The sequence below is a fragment of the Helicobacter salomonis genome (genome assembly GCF_900197775.1).
Lineage (GTDB): Bacteria > Campylobacterota > Campylobacteria > Campylobacterales > Helicobacteraceae > Helicobacter > Helicobacter salomonis.
On record NZ_FZMA01000001.1, the window covers coordinates 34784 to 50799 of the forward strand.

The 16016-nt window shown below is 46.9% G+C and carries 14 protein-coding genes and 2 tRNA genes; 5 read left to right on the forward strand and 11 right to left on the reverse strand.

Annotation, left to right across the window (positions count from 1 at the left end; translation table 11 throughout):
* Positions 1–11 precede the first annotated feature (11 nt).
* The 9 genes from C6H04_RS00175 to C6H04_RS00215 all read right to left on the reverse strand — a co-directional run bounded on the left by C6H04_RS00175 (position 12) and on the right by C6H04_RS00215 (position 7332).
* The gene (locus C6H04_RS00175) at positions 12–1439 is read right to left on the reverse strand and encodes an NAD-dependent succinate-semialdehyde dehydrogenase (RefSeq protein WP_104731984.1); all 1428 of its coding nucleotides are present in this window, start codon (positions 1437–1439) and stop codon (positions 12–14) included.
* Positions 1436–2728 carry a 4-aminobutyrate--2-oxoglutarate transaminase gene (gabT, locus tag C6H04_RS00180; protein ID WP_104731985.1) on the reverse strand — a complete coding sequence of 431 codons (1293 nt, stop codon included), beginning with the start codon at positions 2726–2728 and terminating at the stop codon, positions 1436–1438. Before gabT ends, C6H04_RS00175 begins: the two co-directional genes overlap by 4 nt.
* A 220-nt stretch (positions 2729–2948) precedes the next feature.
* A complete protein-coding gene (locus tag C6H04_RS00185) occupies positions 2949–3173 on the reverse strand; it encodes a tautomerase family protein (protein ID WP_104695503.1) in 225 nt (74 codons plus the stop codon).
* Positions 3174–3352: 179 nt separating this feature from the next.
* A tRNA-Met gene (locus tag C6H04_RS00190) sits at positions 3353–3429 on the reverse strand.
* A gap of 3 nt (positions 3430–3432) precedes the next feature.
* A tRNA-Gln gene (locus tag C6H04_RS00195) sits at positions 3433–3507 on the reverse strand.
* 197 nt (positions 3508–3704) lie between these two features.
* Positions 3705–4163 carry an S-ribosylhomocysteine lyase gene (locus C6H04_RS00200; protein WP_199767058.1) on the reverse strand — a complete coding sequence of 153 codons (459 nt, stop codon included), beginning with the start codon at positions 4161–4163 and terminating at the stop codon, positions 3705–3707.
* 18 nt (positions 4164–4181) lie between these two features.
* Positions 4182–5324 carry a cystathionine gamma-synthase gene (locus C6H04_RS00205; RefSeq protein ID WP_104732004.1) on the reverse strand — a complete coding sequence of 381 codons (1143 nt, stop codon included), beginning with the start codon at positions 5322–5324 and terminating at the stop codon, positions 4182–4184.
* A gap of 14 nt (positions 5325–5338) precedes the next feature.
* Entirely contained in the window at positions 5339–6256 is a 918-nt protein-coding gene (locus tag C6H04_RS00210) for a PLP-dependent cysteine synthase family protein (RefSeq protein WP_104731986.1), read from the reverse strand.
* 80 nt (positions 6257–6336) lie between these two features.
* Entirely contained in the window at positions 6337–7332 is a 996-nt protein-coding gene (locus C6H04_RS00215; RefSeq protein WP_104731987.1) for an agmatine deiminase family protein, read from the reverse strand.
* A 47-nt stretch (positions 7333–7379) separates the two neighbouring features.
* Between C6H04_RS00215 and tsaD the strand changes: the two genes are divergently transcribed.
* The 5 genes from tsaD (at position 7380) to C6H04_RS00240 (ending at position 13500) form a co-directional block, all read left to right on the forward strand.
* On the forward strand, positions 7380–8408 hold the full coding sequence (gene tsaD, locus C6H04_RS00220; RefSeq protein ID WP_104731988.1) for a tRNA (adenosine(37)-N6)-threonylcarbamoyltransferase complex transferase subunit TsaD: 1029 nt from the start codon (positions 7380–7382) through the stop codon (positions 8406–8408).
* Positions 8409–8484: 76 nt separating this feature from the next.
* A complete protein-coding gene (locus C6H04_RS00225; protein WP_104731989.1) occupies positions 8485–10080 on the forward strand; it encodes a methyl-accepting chemotaxis protein in 1596 nt (531 codons plus the stop codon).
* Positions 10081–10119: 39 nt separating this feature from the next.
* Positions 10120–12015, forward strand: coding sequence for a tRNA uridine-5-carboxymethylaminomethyl(34) synthesis enzyme MnmG (gene mnmG, locus C6H04_RS00230; RefSeq protein WP_199766059.1), 1896 nt, complete (start codon positions 10120–10122; stop codon positions 12013–12015).
* Positions 12012–13178: a succinyl-diaminopimelate desuccinylase gene (gene dapE, locus C6H04_RS00235; RefSeq protein ID WP_104695496.1), complete on the forward strand. Its 1167-nt coding sequence runs from the start codon at positions 12012–12014 to the stop codon at positions 13176–13178. The genes mnmG and dapE overlap by 4 nt, the downstream gene beginning before the upstream one ends.
* Complete coding sequence (locus C6H04_RS00240; RefSeq protein ID WP_104695495.1) at positions 13153–13500, forward strand: hypothetical protein; 348 nt, start codon at positions 13153–13155, stop codon at positions 13498–13500. The genes dapE and C6H04_RS00240 overlap by 26 nt, the downstream gene beginning before the upstream one ends.
* Here the strand turns inward: C6H04_RS00240 and hsrA are convergent.
* Positions 13497–14177 (reverse strand): homeostatic response regulator transcription factor HsrA, encoded by a 681-nt coding sequence (gene hsrA / locus C6H04_RS00245; protein WP_104695494.1) that lies wholly within the window; start codon positions 14175–14177, stop codon positions 13497–13499. The genes C6H04_RS00240 and hsrA overlap by 4 nt on opposite strands.
* A 236-nt stretch (positions 14178–14413) precedes the next feature.
* Positions 14414–16015 (reverse strand): arginine--tRNA ligase, encoded by a 1602-nt coding sequence (gene argS / locus C6H04_RS00250; RefSeq protein ID WP_104695493.1) that lies wholly within the window; start codon positions 16013–16015, stop codon positions 14414–14416.
* Position 16016: the final 1 nt, after the last annotated feature.

Genomic DNA, 16016 nt, shown 5'->3' on the forward strand with positions numbered 1-16016 from the left:
CCATGGAATTCTCAATCTAATTTGACACCCATGTACTTGATCTCTAAATAGTCTTCAATGCCGTATTTAGAGCCCTCACGCCCCATTCCACTCTGCTTAATCCCTCCAAAGGGCGCGGTTTCTGTGGAAATATGCCCCGAATTGACCCCCACCATGCCATATTCCAACGCCTCGCTTACCCGAAATACTCTGGCGAGGTTTTGGGTGTAAAAATAGGCAGCAAGGCCATATTGTGTATCATTAGCCCAAGTTAAGACTTCATTTTCATGCTCGAACTCAAATAAGGGCGCGAGGGGCCCAAAAGTTTCCTCTTTAGCCACAAGCATGCCTTGATTCACTCCGGTTAAAATTGTAGGTTCAAAAAAGCTTGCCCCCAACGCGCTGGGCTTGCCCCCACTGAGCACATGCGCGCCCTTAGAGGTGGCATCATCGATATGCTCTTGCACTTTTGCCACCGCCTTAGAATCGATGAGGGGTCCCTGCGTGGTGTGTTCTTCTAGGCCATTGCCCAGTTTCAAGGCTTCGACCTTGCGTTTTAAAATGCTACTCAAAGGTTCATATACACTCTTTTGCACATAAATCCGATTAGCGCACACACAGGTTTGCCCGCTATTTCTAAATTTGGAAGCCAAAATGCCTTCTGCAGCCTTTTCAAGATTGGCATCCTCAAAAACAATAAAGGGCGCATTGCCCCCCAGCTCTAAGGAGAGTTTTTTAAGTGTACCAGCACTTTGTTTGACCAAAATTTTGCCCACCTCAGTAGAACCAGTGAAACTGAGCTTGCGCACTAGCTCGCTTTGGCAAATCGCCTCAGAAATCATGCGTGTGTCCCCCGTAACCACACTCAAAATTCCTTCAGGCACGCCCGCTCGCAGGGCGAGCACCATGAGAGCATAGGCACTTAAAGGGGTCTGGGTGGCGGGTTTAATGATCATGCTACACCCACAGGCTAGGGCGGGAGCGGCCTTACGCGCAATCATCCCTGAGGGGAAATTCCAGGGCGTGATCGCCCCACATACCCCAATAGGTTGTTTGAGCACAAAGATCTTCTGTCCTTCCACCACGCTGGGCAGAATGTCCCCATCAATGCGCCGTGCCTCTTCAGCAAACCACCTCAAATAGTTTGCCCCATAAGCGATCTCAGAGCGCGCCTCCTTGAGGGGCTTGCCCATCTCTTGGGTGAGAATGCGGGCTAAATCTTCTAAATTCTCCAAGAGCAGTTCGCGCCATTTGAGCAAGATATTTGCCCGTTCTAGGGCTAATTTATGTGCCCATTCCTTTTGTGCTCTATAAGACCTAGCAATGATATGCTCTAGTTGTTCCCGATCTACACTTTTAACATAGGCGATCTCTTGCAAAGTTGCTGGATTGGTAATAGCGATAAAACCCTCCTTAGGGGTTTGGCTGACAAAAGGGTGTTCTAAGAGGTCAAAATTCATGAAACTGCCTTTTTAGGAAGCTTAGATACGCCCCTTTTGATCGCTTGGCGCAAAATTTCCAACGCACGCTGGAATTGCTCGTGGGGAATGGTTAAAGGGTATAAAAAGCGAATCACATTCCCATAAGACCCACAAGTGAGCAATAAGAGCCCTTGATCCATCGCCTCCTTTTGCACCGCCTTAGCCAACTCTGGGCTAGGTTTTTCTCCCTCAAAGAATTCTAAGGCGACCATAGAACCTAATCCTCTCACTTCAGCCATTTGGGTAATATTAGCTTCTTGTTTGAGTTGTTTGAGACTGTCCATTAACTCTTGACCTAGTGTCAGCGCGCGCGCATTAAGCTGTTCTTCTTCGATGATCTTTAACACCTCTAAGGCGGCTATGGTGGCTAGAGGATTGCCCGCATAAGTGCCCCCCATTCCCCCTGCGCTCAAAGAATCCATCAGATCCGCCCTGCCTACAATACCCGAAATAGGGAAACCCCCACCCAAACTCTTGGCCATACAAATGATATCCGCATTCGCATTGAAATGCTCCATGGCGAACATCTTACCCGTGCGCGCAAAGCCCGTTTGTACCTCATCGGCGATTAAGACGATTCCATGTGCATCGCAAAACTCCCGTAATCCTTGCACAAAATCCGCTGGGGCGGGATTAAAACCCCCCTCCCCCTGCACGGGCTCAAAGATAATGGCCGCCACATCTAGGGGAGAAATCGAGGCCTTGCAGATAAATTCCAAACTCTTGAGCGCGTCCTTTGTGCTAATTCCATGTAGGGCATTAGGATAATAGGCATGGTAGACCCCTGGCATCCCTGCGCCAATCTCAGCCTTGTAAGGGGCGACCTTGCCCGTCATGCTCACCGCCATAGAAGTGCGCCCGTGGAACGCTCCCCCAAAGGCGATCACTCCGTAGCGTTTGGTATGCCCCTTGGCAATCTTGATGGCATTTTCGGTGGCTTCTCCTCCTGTGGTGAAAAAGCAGGTTTTTTTAACACCCTTGATGGGTGCTAAAGCGTTGATTTTCTCAGCTAGCTCCACATAGCTCTCATAGGGGGTTACTTGATAAGCGCTGTGGGTGAAGTGATCTAATTGTCTTTTCACCGCCTCAATCACACGCGGGTGGCGATGCCCCACATTTAAGACGGCAATCCCTGCGGCAAAGTCGATAAACTCGCGCCCATCCGTGCTTTTGAGGGTGGCGTTTTGTGCCTCTTTGATAAACCAATCGCATACAATGCCAATGCCCCTAGGCGTGGCTGCAATTCTGCGACTGAGCAAATCTTCCATGTTCTACTCCTTCTTTGTGATCAAAAACAACGAGAACAATTGTATAGAAACTAGCTAAATAAAAGATCAAAGTCTGCAAGTGCAACACAAAAAAGAAACTAGAAGGTACGCACCCTCACATCAGTCACAACCACAGCAGAAACCAAACATGGAGAACACCATAGAATAAGAGCCGAGGGGGCACACCACTTGGGCTACGCACCCGCTCTCTGAAGACGAATCAGTCTTGCTTTTGTTCGGGAGGAGTGTGCCTTAGTCGAGTGATAGTTTCACCGCCTAAACCACAATTGTCTGTATGGATTTCATCGATAATGACTATAGTCGCCTCTCTCTTCTTATCCAGCACATTAACGACCAGATCAGTTACACCGCTAATCAACGCTCGCTTTTGTTCTGCTGTAGCTCCTCCATGTTCTTTGGAGATACGGATGTTAATATATGGCATAAATCCCCTTACTTGTATTTTATAATGTTGCTAAAAATAGCGGAGGCATTCTAGCATGCCGCTCATTGCAACATACTTAAAGGATATTTTGATTTGATTGAACTTTTTAAGAGAACGAGAAACACCTAATGCGTATCACCTAGGCATTCAAAAAAAATGACTTCACCTAATGTAGAAGATGGTTGCGGGAGATGGATTTGAACCACCGACCTTTGGGTTATGAGCCCAACGAGCTACCGGACTGCTCTATCCCGCGCCATGGCTGGGGTACAAGGATTCGAACCTCGGAATGGCAGGACCAAAACCTGCTGCCTTACCACTTGGCGATACCCCAACAAAAGCCCGATTGTACTCTATTTTAGAAACAATGTCAAGATAGACGATGACGAGTCGCGCATGTCCTGAACTCACCAGACATGCACCAAGATAGTCAGGCACTTTGCAAGGACTCTTCTCAAGGATAAGAAGTTACAAATTTAATCAGGAACAAGCTCGGCTATCTACATTTCACTAGCAGGCCTCCATCCGTTTTTAAACCCCTACTTCGCTCCACTCGGCGCGTTTGGCTAAAAAGGCGCGCGCGAGGGCTTGTGCGCCCTCTAGGCTGTGGTTGGCCGCCCAACCGCATTGGACTTCATTGCACGCGGGCACTTCTGTAGCCTTGAGCACATCTTGCATGGTTTTTTCTAAGAGTTCTAAAATCTCTTGGTAATTGTCATGGTTTAACACCAGCAAATAAAAACCCGTCTGGCAACCCATGGGTGACCAATCTAGCACATAATTAGCGTGGTTGCGAATCAACTCTGCGACCAAGTGCTCCAAAGAGTGTAGGCCGGGCATGTCCATGTGTTCTTGGTTGGGCTGTTTAAGGCGCACATCGTATTTAACGATTACATCCCCATGTTCTCCTCTCTTGCGATCGGCCACACGCACATAGGGGGCTTTGACTTTAGTGTGATCTAAATTAAAACTCTCCACATTCATTTTCATGTTTTACTCCTTTTAAAATTAGCCCAATTTAGCAAGGGCTTGCTCTAAATCCTCTAATAAATCTTGGCCATCCTCAATGCCCACAGAGAGGCGCACCAAGCCATCTTTAATCCCCACAGCCTCGCGCTGTTGCTTAGGGATGCTCGCATGGGTCATTAATGCCGGGACACCTACCAAACTCTCCACCCCGCCCAAACTCTCGCCTAAGATGAACAATTTCAGGCTTTCCACAAAGGGAACTGCCTTGCTATCATCTTTGAGGGTGAAAGAGAGCATTCCGCCAAACCCGCGCATTTGGGTTTTAGCCAGTGTGTGGTTGGGGTGGGTAGGTAGGCCGGGGTAATAGACTTTTTCTACTTTGGGGTGTGCGCCTAAAAACTCAGCCACATTCAAGGCATTTCTTTGGTGTGCCTCCATGCGTAAAGCGAGGGTTTTAATGCCTCGCTGGAGTAACCAGCTATCCCAAGGTCCTAGCACCCCTCCGATGGCGTTTTGATAAAAGGCGATCTCTTGGGCCAAGTCTTGACTATTAGTAGTTACAAGTCCAGCAACCACATCGCTATGCCCACCTAAGTATTTGGTGCCACTATGCACCACAATATCCGCACCTAGCGGTAAGGGGTTTTGATAATAGGGGGTCGCAAAGGTGTTATCTACAATGGTGATTAGCTCATGATTCTTGGCAATACTGGCGCATTGTTTTAGGTCGGTAATTTTGAGCAGGGGATTGCTAGGGGTTTCTAAATAAAGGGCTTTGGTGTTGGGCTGGATGGCCCTTTCTATTTGAGAGGTGTCGCTGGTGTCTATAATGCTATAAGAGAGCCCGCCCTTAGTGAGCACTTTGTCAAATAGGCGAAAAGTCCCTCCATAGACATCATCACCCAGTAACACATGATCGCCCTGTTGCAAGAGGGAAAAGACTGCATGAATTCCTGCCAGCCCAGAGGCAAAGGCAAAACCTTTGACCCCGCCCTCTAAGTCTGCAATGAGTTCCTCGAGGGCAAAGCGGGTGGGGTTACCTGAGCGCGAGTATTCATAACCCTTAGGTCGCCCTACTCCATTTTGGCGGTAGGTAGAAGTCTGATAAATGGGCACGCTCACCGCCCCAGTTACCTCATCTTCACTAATGCCCCCATGAATGAGTTTTGTTCGCATGTGCATGCTACTTCCTTTTTTCATAGATAAATACCCTTAGAGAGATAGCGATCCGCCATATCAGGGAAGATCGTCAAAACTCGACTACCCTCTGGTAGGCGTTGTACCTCACGCAGTGCCGCCACAAAAGCCGCCCCACTAGAGCTCCCCACTAATAAGCCACTTTGTCTAGCTAACTCCCTAGTGCAATCAAACCCCTCTTTATCTGTGATAGTCTCAAAGCCATCAATCTCTAAGCCTGCAAAAAATGGGGGGATAAACTCTACCCCGATCCCCTCAATCTCATGGGGTCCTGGCTCTCCTCCATTTAAAATCGAGCCCTCTGGTTCTACTCCAATGAGGCGTATTGTGGAGATGTGTTCCTTTAAGTATTGAGCTGTGCCTGCAAAAGTGCCTCCACTCCCTATCCCAGCTACAAAACTAGTAAGCTGTGTGCCCAGCTCTTGGATAATCTCTGGCCCTAGGGTGTGGTAGTAGGTTTGAGGGTTGAGCGGGTTTTCAAATTGCAGGGGCAGGTAGCTATTAGGGATACTCTGAGCTAACTCCTTGCTCTTGGCGATTGCTCCCTTAATGCCTTGATCAGTGGGCGTATTGATCACCTCTGCGCCCAAAGCGCGCATGATTTGCTGTTTTTCTAGGCTAAATTTTTCTGGGACAACAAAAATACTCCTAAGCTTATGTTCTGAAGCCACAAGGACTAGGGCAATGCCTGTATTGCCTGCCGTAGGTTCGATGATGGTTGTTTGAGCGGTGATCTTGCCCGTTTTTAATCCCTCCTCTATGAGGTATTGGCCTAAGCGGTCTTTAATGCTTCCTCCCGGGTTTAAATACTCCAATTTGGCATAAATCACCGAATCCTTTGGGATAGGATAATGCTGGCTAGTGAATTTAAAAATAGGGGTAGAGCCAATGACTTCTGTCATTGTAGTGATAATCATAGTTTCTCCTCTAAAAAAAATGAACCAAGCTGGAAGATCGTCAAAATAGACACACACTAAATCACTTGTAGCAATCCAAACTAGTAGAGTTGCATGGTCGCGCAGTGCAAGCTCCCATGTTGGCGGATCAAAAAGGAGCAATCCACTCCCACCACTTCAACATGGGTGTGCTTTTCTAGGGTTCTAAGGATGTGTGCATCCATAGGATCGTTATAAGTGGGTACAAAGAGCACGCGCTGCCCCCCATTATTAGCAAATAAGAAATTAGCGTAAGTAGCAGGTAGGCGTTGATCTTGATAAAACTTGGGGCTGGGCAGCGGCAAAGGTACAAGTTTGTAGCGTTTGTTGTCGAGGGTTTTAAAACCTTGCAAGGTTTTTTTCATGGCTTGCAGGGGTCGGTAGTGAGGATCGCTAGAATCCTCGCAACTGACATAAGCGATCGTCTCTGGGTCTAAGAAGCGCGCTAAGGTATCGATATGTCCGTCTGTGTCATCGCCAGCCAAGGGAGGGGTGTCCAGCCATAAAATCCTAGATAAACTGAGCTCTTGTTTGAGTCGAGCAATGGATTTTTCCGGGTCGGGGTTGCGGTTGGAATTGAGCAAACTGTGACGGTTGGCTAAAAGCGTACCCGCCCCGTCGCATTCAAGACTTCCCCCCTCTAAGATCACATCTACAAAACGCAAAGGGTATTGCAAAAGCCCCTTTTGAGCGAGCTTCATGCTAATGGTATTGTCTAACCTGCTTTCGTATTTATTTCCCCATGCATTGAAAACAAAATTTAAATAAAAATGCACCCCTGCCGTTTCCACGCACAAAGGTCCAAAGTCACGCGCCCATGTGTCGTTTGTGTCTAGCAGCACAACTTCAACATTATGCAAACGCGCTAGCTTATCAATCCCCGCGCTATCGCTGGTGTGCACACAGACAAGCACACGCTGGTAGGCCGCTAAGGTATCGATAATATTCAAAAAACACGCGCGTGCTTCCTGCAAATATTCCCCCCAATCGCTGGAAGCATGCGGAAATGCCATTAAAATCGCGCTCTGTTCCTCCCACTCTGCTTTAAATCGTGCCATGTTTTGCCTTGTAGTATAATGAGAACATTATACCCTAAAGGGAATGGATGCTTTTAAGTATTGAAAGTAGTTGTGATGATAGTTCGCTAGCCCTCACACGCTTAGAAGATGCCAAATTACTCTGGCATGCCAAGATTTCTCAAGAGAAGGAGCACAGCGCACATGGGGGTGTGGTGCCTGAATTGGCTTCGCGCCTGCATGCCCATAACTTACCTCTATTGCTCCAAAAGGCTAAAGAGTTTTTAACCAAAGAGAACCAGGACCCCTTTAAGCTCCTTAAAGCCATCGCCCTAACAACACGTCCCGGACTGGCCATCACGCTTTTAGAAGGTCTAATGATGGCTAAGGCGCTGGCCTTAAGTTTAAAACTCCCCCTTATCAGTGTGGATCATCTCAAAGGGCATGTGTATTCGCTCTTTATCAACCAAGCTACCCCGCGCTTCCCCTTAAGCGTGTTATTGGTCTCTGGGGGACATACCCTTATTGTTGAAGCACATGGTCCTACAGAGATGTGTATTATCGCTAAAAGTCTGGACGATAGTTTGGGGGAGAGTTTTGATAAGGTAGCTAGAATGCTAGGTTTGGGCTATCCGGGCGGGCCTGTGGTGGAAAGGCTGGCGCGCCTTTGTCCTGTAGGAGAAGAGTATCCCTTCCCCCTACCCCTTAAGCAAAAAAGCACATTGGCCTTTAGTTTTTCTGGGCTTAAAAACGCGGTGCGTCTAGCTATCTCTAATGAACAGCCCTTAAGTCAAGAAAAACAAGCGCGTATCTGTGCGGGGTTTCAAAAGATTGCGTGCGCACATCTCTTACACAAGGTGCGTTTCTATTTACAACACACACAAGTAACGCGCTTTGGCTTGGTGGGAGGGGTGAGTGCCAATGCTTATATCCGTACGCAATTGGAAGCACTATGCACAGAATTTGGAGCAGAGCTCTTACTCGCCCCCCTGGAGTTTTGCACAGATAATGCTGCGATGATTGGACGCGCGGGGGTGGTCAATTATCACAACAAAATCTTTGCAGATTTACAAACTTTAGACATCAGCCCACAGACAGAGATTTTAGAGAACTCCTAGCTAAATTTTTTGCTACTTTTTTATGTTAGAATGGCTCGGCTTTAGGTGTACAAATTGTATAGGTGGAGGAGTTTTGATGTTTAAAAGCTTGCAGGTACGCGCGTTGGTTTACTTGATTGTTTTGCTTGGATCATTGGCGTTTGCAATCTTTATGATTGTCAAACGCGATTACGCAAGTTTAGCAGAAATGCAGGGCAAAGAAGTTGCTAAGAGCATCAATGCTTCCATTATCAACACCATCGTACAGGCGATCGCTGTGGGTACAACCGAAGCCATTTATAAGGCTATCGACGATAGCAATCGCTTACCTGGAGTACAGATGAAATTTTATCCGGGCGAGGGAGATATTAAGCTCTTTGGGCTCAATGAAACCTTTACAAAAGACCCCGAAGTTTTGAAGTATTTCCACAATCCTAGCACACCTCAAGAAGTGACAGTGCGTGGGAGTGGCAAGGAGCGTCATGTGCGCGTTTTGCAACCTTTGGTGGGGGATAAAAGCTGTGTTGCTTGCCATACCAATAACAAACCTGGAGATATGATCGGTGTGATGCAAGTTAAGCTCTCATTAGAAGAACCTCAGCACAATGCCGACACCTTTAGCAAGAAAACTCTGATCTGGATGATGAGTATTTCATTGGGCATCATTGTGCTGATCTTTTTCGTTGTGCAAAAGGATGTGATTAACCCCCTAAACAATCTCAAGAATACGGCCCAAAATCTCGCTTCCTCTCAAGAAGCAGATTTGACTAAAAAACTTGCGATTAAGTCTCAAGATGAGGTGGGAATTGCCTCTAGTCACATTAACCAATTCATCACTAAAATCGCTGAGATTGTCAAAATCGGGAAAGGTATTGTGGAAGAGAATAACCAAGTGGGAGTCGCACTCAAAAGCTCTACCATCACTCTCAATGAGGCGGCTAATCGTGAATTTAAATCTGTCGAAAATTTAAAAAGTATTAACCATGAGGTGAGCGAAAATTTGAATTTGGCTAAGGGAAATTTGGGGAGCACAATCGAGTATCTAGATCAGACAAGCGTGATCTTAGGGGCTTTTGTCGATAAGATTCAAAATTCTGTGGATATGATTTTGGTTTCTGCGCAGAATCAGCAAGAGATCGCCACCGAGTCGGGCGATTTAGTTAGCCATGCCAATGAAATTAAGGGCGTGCTCTCCATTATCGAGGAGATTGCCAACCAAACCAATTTGCTCGCCCTCAATGCAGCCATTGAGGCTGCGCGTGCAGGCGAGCATGGGCGTGGCTTTGCTGTGGTGGCTGATGAAGTGCGCAACTTGGCCAGTAAAACGCAGAAATCCTTAGGCGAAATCACGGCAATGGTGAATATGGTTACTCAAAGTATTGAAAACATGGGGGCACGGATTCAGGATATGGCGACCCAATCCCAGGAGGTTTCAGAAAAAACATCTCTGCTCATCACAGATGCTAGGAACGCCACGCAGAATCTGAGTGCTACCAAGAGCAAATCTCAAGAAACCCACGCGCAAACCAATGTGGTGGTGGCCAAGATGGAGGAGCTCAATCAGGTTACCCTTGAGTTTCTCAATATATTCAGTGAAGTTAAAGAAGTGCGCAAGCAGCTAGAAGCGCATAGTCTTAAGTTAGTGACTAAGAATCAGGAACTCGAAAGTGAGTTTATGAAGTTCAAAGTCTAGTGTATTGAGGTTGTTTGGGGTATAATTTCCCAAAAAGGAATCGCTATGAAAGTGGATATTGTTGTCGTCGGAGGAGGACATGCGGGCTTGGAGGCAGCCCTTGTAGGGGCTAAAATGGGGGCGCGGGTGCACATGCTCACCCTTTTAGTGGACAATATGGCTCTAGCCAGCTGTAACCCGGCCATTGGAGGGCTAGGTAAGGGGCATTTGGTCAAGGAGATCGATGCTCTAGGGGGGGTGATGGGGCTTTTGGCCGATCAGAGCGCCTTGCAGCTGCGCACTCTAAATGCTTCCAAGGGGCCGGCTGTGCGGGGCACACGCGCCCAAATCGACATGGATGCGTATCGCATTTTGGCTAGAAATCTCGCGTTACAAACCCCTAACTTGAGCGTTTCTCAAGAAATGGTGGAAGCTCTCTTATTAGAGGGGGAGGAAGTCGTGGGGGTTAAAACCAATGTAGGCAAGATTTACCATGCCAAAAAGGTCATCCTTACCACTGGCACCTTTTTACAAGGGCTGGTGCACATTGGCACGCACCAAAGCCAGCACGGGCGTTTTGGAGAGAGTGCCTCTATCCAACTTTCTAAGCACTTGAGTGCGCTGGGCTTGCAAGTGGGGAGATTGAAGACAGGGACATGTCCTAGGTTGGCCGGTCATAGTATCGATTTTAGAGATTTAGAGCCTCATTACGGAGACCCCAACCCCCCCAAGTTTAGCTATAAAACCCAGGATTTCTACCCCGTCCAGCTTCCTTGTTTTTTAACCTACACTAACCCCACCACGCACGCGATTATCCAAGCTAATTTGCATAGAGCTCCCATGTTTAGCGGGCAAATTGAGAGTGTGGGTCCCCGTTATTGTCCTAGTATTGAAGACAAGATTCAGCGCTTTAAAGATAAAGAACGCCACCAACTCTTTTTAGAACCCCAAACCCGTAGCCAGAGCGAATACTATGTCAATGGACTAAGCACCTCTCTACCCTTTGATATTCAAGAAGAAGTAATCCACTCCATCAGGGGACTGGAAAATGCCCACATCACCCGCTATGGCTATGCCATTGAATACGATTTTGTACAGCCTACAGAACTGCACCACACTTTGGAAACCAAGAAAATCCCCAATCTCTACTTAGCTGGGCAGATCAATGGCACGACCGGTTATGAAGAGGCTGCCGCGCAAGGTTTGATGGCGGGCATTAACGCCGCTTTAGCGCTAGGTTTGGGCAAGGATTTTCAAGAAAAAACTTTCGTTCTGGCGCGCAACCAAGCCTATATTGGGGTGATGATTGACGATCTTGTGTGCAAGGGCACGCAAGAGCCTTACCGCATGTTCACCTCACGCGCTGAATACCGCCTCCTTCTCAGGGAGGATAACGCGTGCTTTAGGTTAGGGGCTTATGCGCACGCGCTAGGTTTGATGGATTCTAGAGATTACGCTAAACTCCAGGCTCAGCAAGCCCAAATTACACAGGCCATGCACACCCTCCAGCACACCACCTTAACCCCCAATAGACAAACTTTAGAAAAGTTGCAGGCCTTAAACCAAGCTCCTTTCAATGAAAAGTGCAATGGGGTATTCTTGGCTGGGCGCGATGGTTTTGAAGAGCAAGAGTTGCGTGCTTTTTTTGCCTGCTTGCAGGGCTTGGGTAGCGAAGTGCTCGAGCAGATCAAGATCGCATGCAAATACCATAGTTACATTGAAAAACAAAGTGCCTCTATTGCCAAAATGGAGAGTATGTGGGAGACCAAAATCCCGCAAGACTTTAGCTTTGAGCGAATTACTGGTTTAGGACTAGAAGCCATTGAAAAGTTGAGTAAACACCGCCCAAAAACTCTCCTAGAGGCTTCTTACATTAGTGGAATCACTCCGGCTAATCTGGAGGTTTTACAGCTCTATTTGCACTTGCATGCCAAAGCACAGGCGGTGCTTTCATGAGCGCAGTTGTTCAACTTACCCAACAACTACTTTCGTATAAAACCATCACCCCCAAAGAAGAAGGTATTTTTGATCATATCGGGACATTTTTAGGGGATTTTGAGGTTTTACGCGCGGATCATAATGATGTGAGCAATGTATTTTTCTATAAACGCTTTGGTAATCCTAACCAAACTCCCTTGCATTTCTGCTTTGCAGGGCATGTAGATGTGGTGCCTGTAGAAGAAGGGTGGAAGCATGATCCCTTCAAAGGTGTGCTAGAAGAGAATTTTTTATACGGCCGAGGGGCTCAAGACATGAAGGGCGGGATCGCAGCTTTTGCATGCGCGGTGCGTGATGTGTGTGCTCTTTTAACGGTAAGCAATCCTCCTCCGCTTATTCTCTCTATCTTGCTCACTAGCGATGAGGAGGGTGAGGCGCGTTTTGGAACCAGGCATATGTTAGAGGTGTTGCAACAACAAGAGTTATTGCCTACTTTTGCCCTTGTTGCCGAACCTACGAGTGTAAAAGTGTTAGGTGATAGTGTAAAAATTGGGCGACGAGGCTCTATTGGAGGGAAAATTATCGTACAGGGTATCCCCGGGCATGTCGCTTATCCTAGAACTTGTTTAAATCCCATCCATCTCATCGCAGACAAACTCAATCTTGTTGCCAATGCAAATTTAGACAAAGCAGATAGTCTGTTTGAGGCTTCTAGGCTGGTAATCACCTCTATCAAAAGTGAATCAGGGGCAAGCAATGTGACTCCAAAAACCCTAGAAATTCTCTTTAATGTGCGGCATTCACCTAGAGTCACCCTAGAAGATATCAGCAATTTTTTGGATGTGGTGTTAGAAAAAGTCCCCTATAGTGTTACACTACAACAAAATTCTTTACCCTTTCTAAGTTCCCAGGATTGTGTTTTGGTAGAGCACATTCAAGAAGCCATCGCTAAAGTTCTCCAGCGCACACCTTCACTCAACACACGTGGGGGTACAAGCGATGCACGCTTTTTTGCAGCCTGTGGGGTGGAGGTAGTAGAATTTGGCCTGGTTAATGATCGCATCCACTCCGTGGATGAGTGTGTGCACATCCACGATTTAAACAATCTCTATCAAGTATTTGTAGAATTACTCCATCTGATGATTAAGGAAGCGCATGTCAAACAAGCATCTAGTTTTTAGTTCAGACAAAATCGGAGAAGGAGATTTGGGGGCTAAGGTGGTGGTGGGGTTTTTAAACAGTCTCTCTCAAGTGTCCTCAGACCTGTTGCCCAAGCAGGTAATCTTTTTGAATCGCGGTGTACTTTTGAGCACGCATAACTCTCATATAGACAATACCCAGGCTCTGCAGGCTTTGCAAAGTCTGGAGAGACTAGGGGTAGAGATACTTTCTTGTCAGACTTGCGTAGAACACTTTAAAGCGGAAGTGGCAGTGGGCAGGCTTACCAACGCTCCAGAAGTGCTACAATACCTGCTTGGCAGTGAGAATACAATTTCGTTCTAGTTTTCCGATCCACCCTTGGGGTAGCAGAAGCGGTAGCCTCTACGGCGCACGGTTTCCACCGTGGAAATCCCTAAGGGTTTGTCCATCTTTTGGCGAATCTGGTTGATCGCCACTTCGATCACATTGGGAGTTACCAGTTCGGGCTCTTCCCAGATAGCATCTAGCAGCTGTTCTTTAGAAACAATTTGATCGCGGTGGCGCGCCAAGTGGGTGAGCACCTCAAAGGGCTTGCCCTTGACCTCGATTTCTTTACCTTTGTAAATAATCTTTTCTTCATCAGGATTAATGACCAAATCCTCGATCTCGATGATACTTGAGCCCCAAAAACGCAGGCGGGCCTCAATCCTAGCCGCCAACACACCCAAATCAAAAGGCTTGACAATGAAGTCGTCCACACCCTCCTTAAAGGCCTTGATTTCCTGCTCACTTGAAGCCTTGTTGGCAAACATGATGCTTACAATGGCTGGATGTTTGGACTTAGCATAAGGAATGAGAGTGAGCCCACTCCCATCACTAAGCTCCATACTCACCAAAATGAGATCGTAATTACGGATGCTAATATAGTACTCTCCATCTTCCAAATTTTCTGCCATATCTACTTGAAAACTCTTCTCGCCTAGATAAACACCGATCTGTTTGCTCAAGTGAGCATCGTGTTCCACCAATAAAATGCGCATCACAATCCTTTTGTCGTTAAACTTAAAGAATTATAACATAAGTTTTTAATCCAAGATACGCCCTACCCCTTGACATTTCTTGGATGTACGGGGCAGGAAAAAATCGAGTTTTCATCAATAAAGGTAAATTCTTTTGAAAATTTGGATCAGTTTAAGCTAAAAAACTCAAAAGTTTTATTATAATAGCGATGCGGGGCGGGGTAACCTCCCCCTCCTTCCCCGTCCCGCACTTCCCCTCACATTTTCGTCTTAGCGCTGATTCCTAAGATATCCAATCCGATTGTTAAGCTCAAACTGACCATTTGGCATAACTTGAGATATGCGAGTTCTTCGGGAGTGTCTAAGATTTTATGAGCATTGTAAAAGCTATGGAAGTCCCCTGCAAGATTTTTCAGGTATTCGCAGATCTTTTGCAACTCGCGATCTTCAAAAGCCCCCACAAGCACCTTAGGGAGATTGAGTGCATTGAACAGAAGGTGCATAGCTTGGGGAGGAAGATTGTTCAGAGCGCATGTGTACACCGCTTCCTTATCTCCTGTTTGCAAAAATTTATGCCATAAAGTGTGAATACGCGCATTGGCATAGTGGATATAAAAAATAGGGTTAGAGCTATCCTGATTTTGCAAACTGGCGACATCAAATTCTAGGTGTGTATCCAATTTTTTGGAGAGAAAGACAAAACGCAGGGCATCTTTACCAATGTCCTGTAGCACATCTTTCAGGAGGACAAAATTCCCGGCGCGTTTGCTCATTTTATAGGGTTTACCCTCTTTGAGTAAAGCTACCATCTGCACTAATAATACCTCTAACTTTTGTGCCTCATAGCCCAAAAACTGCATGGCAGCCTTGATTCGTGCGACATAACCATGGTGATCTGCCCCAAAGATGTTGATGTAGCGATCGTAATTTTGCTGGAATTTGTGGTCATGGTAGACTAGATCCGCTGCTAGATAAGCAAAATGGCCATCGGCTTTGCGAATCACGCGATCCTTTTCATCGCCATGCCTGCTGGAAGCTAACCACATTTTCCCCTCACTTTCATAAATTCCCCCCGCTTCTTGCAAACGCGCAAAAACTCCCTCTTGCGCATTAAACATGGCCTTTTCGCTCACATAAGCATCCATGCTGATCCCTGTTTCTGCCAAAGTCTCTTGGATTTCTACCAGCATTAAGTCCTTGGCAAAGTCTCCTAATTGCGTTATTAATATCTCTTCCTCCCCCTCTAGGGTGCCAAAATGCTCTAGTGCGCTCTGAGCCAGTTCCGTAATATAATCTCCTTGATAGGCATTGGGCGGATACTCCACTTGCAAACCTTGGATTTGCTGAATCCTCAAATACACGGAGAGACCCAGCATTTTGATCTGCGCACCCATATCATTGACATAGTATTCCGCATGGGTTGTAAAGCCCAAAAAACGCCCCAAACGGCACAGACTATCTCCAAAGATTGCCCCCCTGGCATGCCCAATATGCAGGGGTCCCGTAGGGTTAGCGCTCACAAACTCTACATATAAACTTTGATGAGAATACCCCCTGCCAAAATCACGCCCTGATTGCAAAGCTTGCTGGCATAGAGAGTCTAAGAAAGTGTCTTTGAGTGTGAAATTAATATAACCATTGAGCGCGTCAATGGATGCAAAAAGTGCGTTGCATTCCTCTTCTTGTCTAAGGAGTTCTACAAGTTCTAGGGCAAGAACCTTGGGAGCCTTTTTACGCGTTTTGGCCAAAGAAAACGCCACCACACTCGCATAATGCCCCAGATTCCTATCCCTAGGGTGTTCTAAGACAATATCTGTGCCCAACAGACGCTCTAAAACCCCCTTGACACGCTGGTACATG

Excerpts from the sequence above, each read along its gene's own strand:
- gabT (WP_104731985.1), bottom strand. The coding sequence starts at position 2,728 with ATGGAAGATTTGCTCAGTCGCAGAATTGCAGCCACGCCTAGGGGCATT.
- tsaD (WP_104731988.1), top strand. The coding sequence starts at position 7,380 with ATGCTTTTAAGTATTGAAAGTAGTTGTGATGATAGTTCGCTAGCCCTC.
- argS (WP_104695493.1), bottom strand. The coding sequence starts at position 16,015 with ATGTACCAGCGTGTCAAGGGGGTTTTAGAGCGTCTGTTGGGCACAGAT.
- dapE (WP_104695496.1), top strand. The coding sequence starts at position 12,012 with ATGAGCGCAGTTGTTCAACTTACCCAACAACTACTTTCGTATAAAACC.
- C6H04_RS00215 (WP_104731987.1), bottom strand. The coding sequence starts at position 7,332 with ATGGCACGATTTAAAGCAGAGTGGGAGGAACAGAGCGCGATTTTAATG.
- C6H04_RS00205 (WP_104732004.1), bottom strand. The coding sequence starts at position 5,324 with ATGCACATGCGAACAAAACTCATTCATGGGGGCATTAGTGAAGATGAG.
- C6H04_RS00185 (WP_104695503.1), bottom strand. The coding sequence starts at position 3,173 with ATGCCATATATTAACATCCGTATCTCCAAAGAACATGGAGGAGCTACA.
- C6H04_RS00240 (WP_104695495.1), top strand. The coding sequence starts at position 13,153 with ATGTCAAACAAGCATCTAGTTTTTAGTTCAGACAAAATCGGAGAAGGA.
- C6H04_RS00210 (WP_104731986.1), bottom strand. The coding sequence starts at position 6,256 with ATGATTATCACTACAATGACAGAAGTCATTGGCTCTACCCCTATTTTT.
- C6H04_RS00200 (WP_199767058.1), bottom strand. The coding sequence starts at position 4,163 with ATGAAAATGAATGTGGAGAGTTTTAATTTAGATCACACTAAAGTCAAA.
- C6H04_RS00225 (WP_104731989.1), top strand. The coding sequence starts at position 8,485 with ATGTTTAAAAGCTTGCAGGTACGCGCGTTGGTTTACTTGATTGTTTTG.
- C6H04_RS00175 (WP_104731984.1), bottom strand. The coding sequence starts at position 1,439 with ATGAATTTTGACCTCTTAGAACACCCTTTTGTCAGCCAAACCCCTAAG.
- hsrA (WP_104695494.1), bottom strand. The coding sequence starts at position 14,177 with ATGCGCATTTTATTGGTGGAACACGATGCTCACTTGAGCAAACAGATC.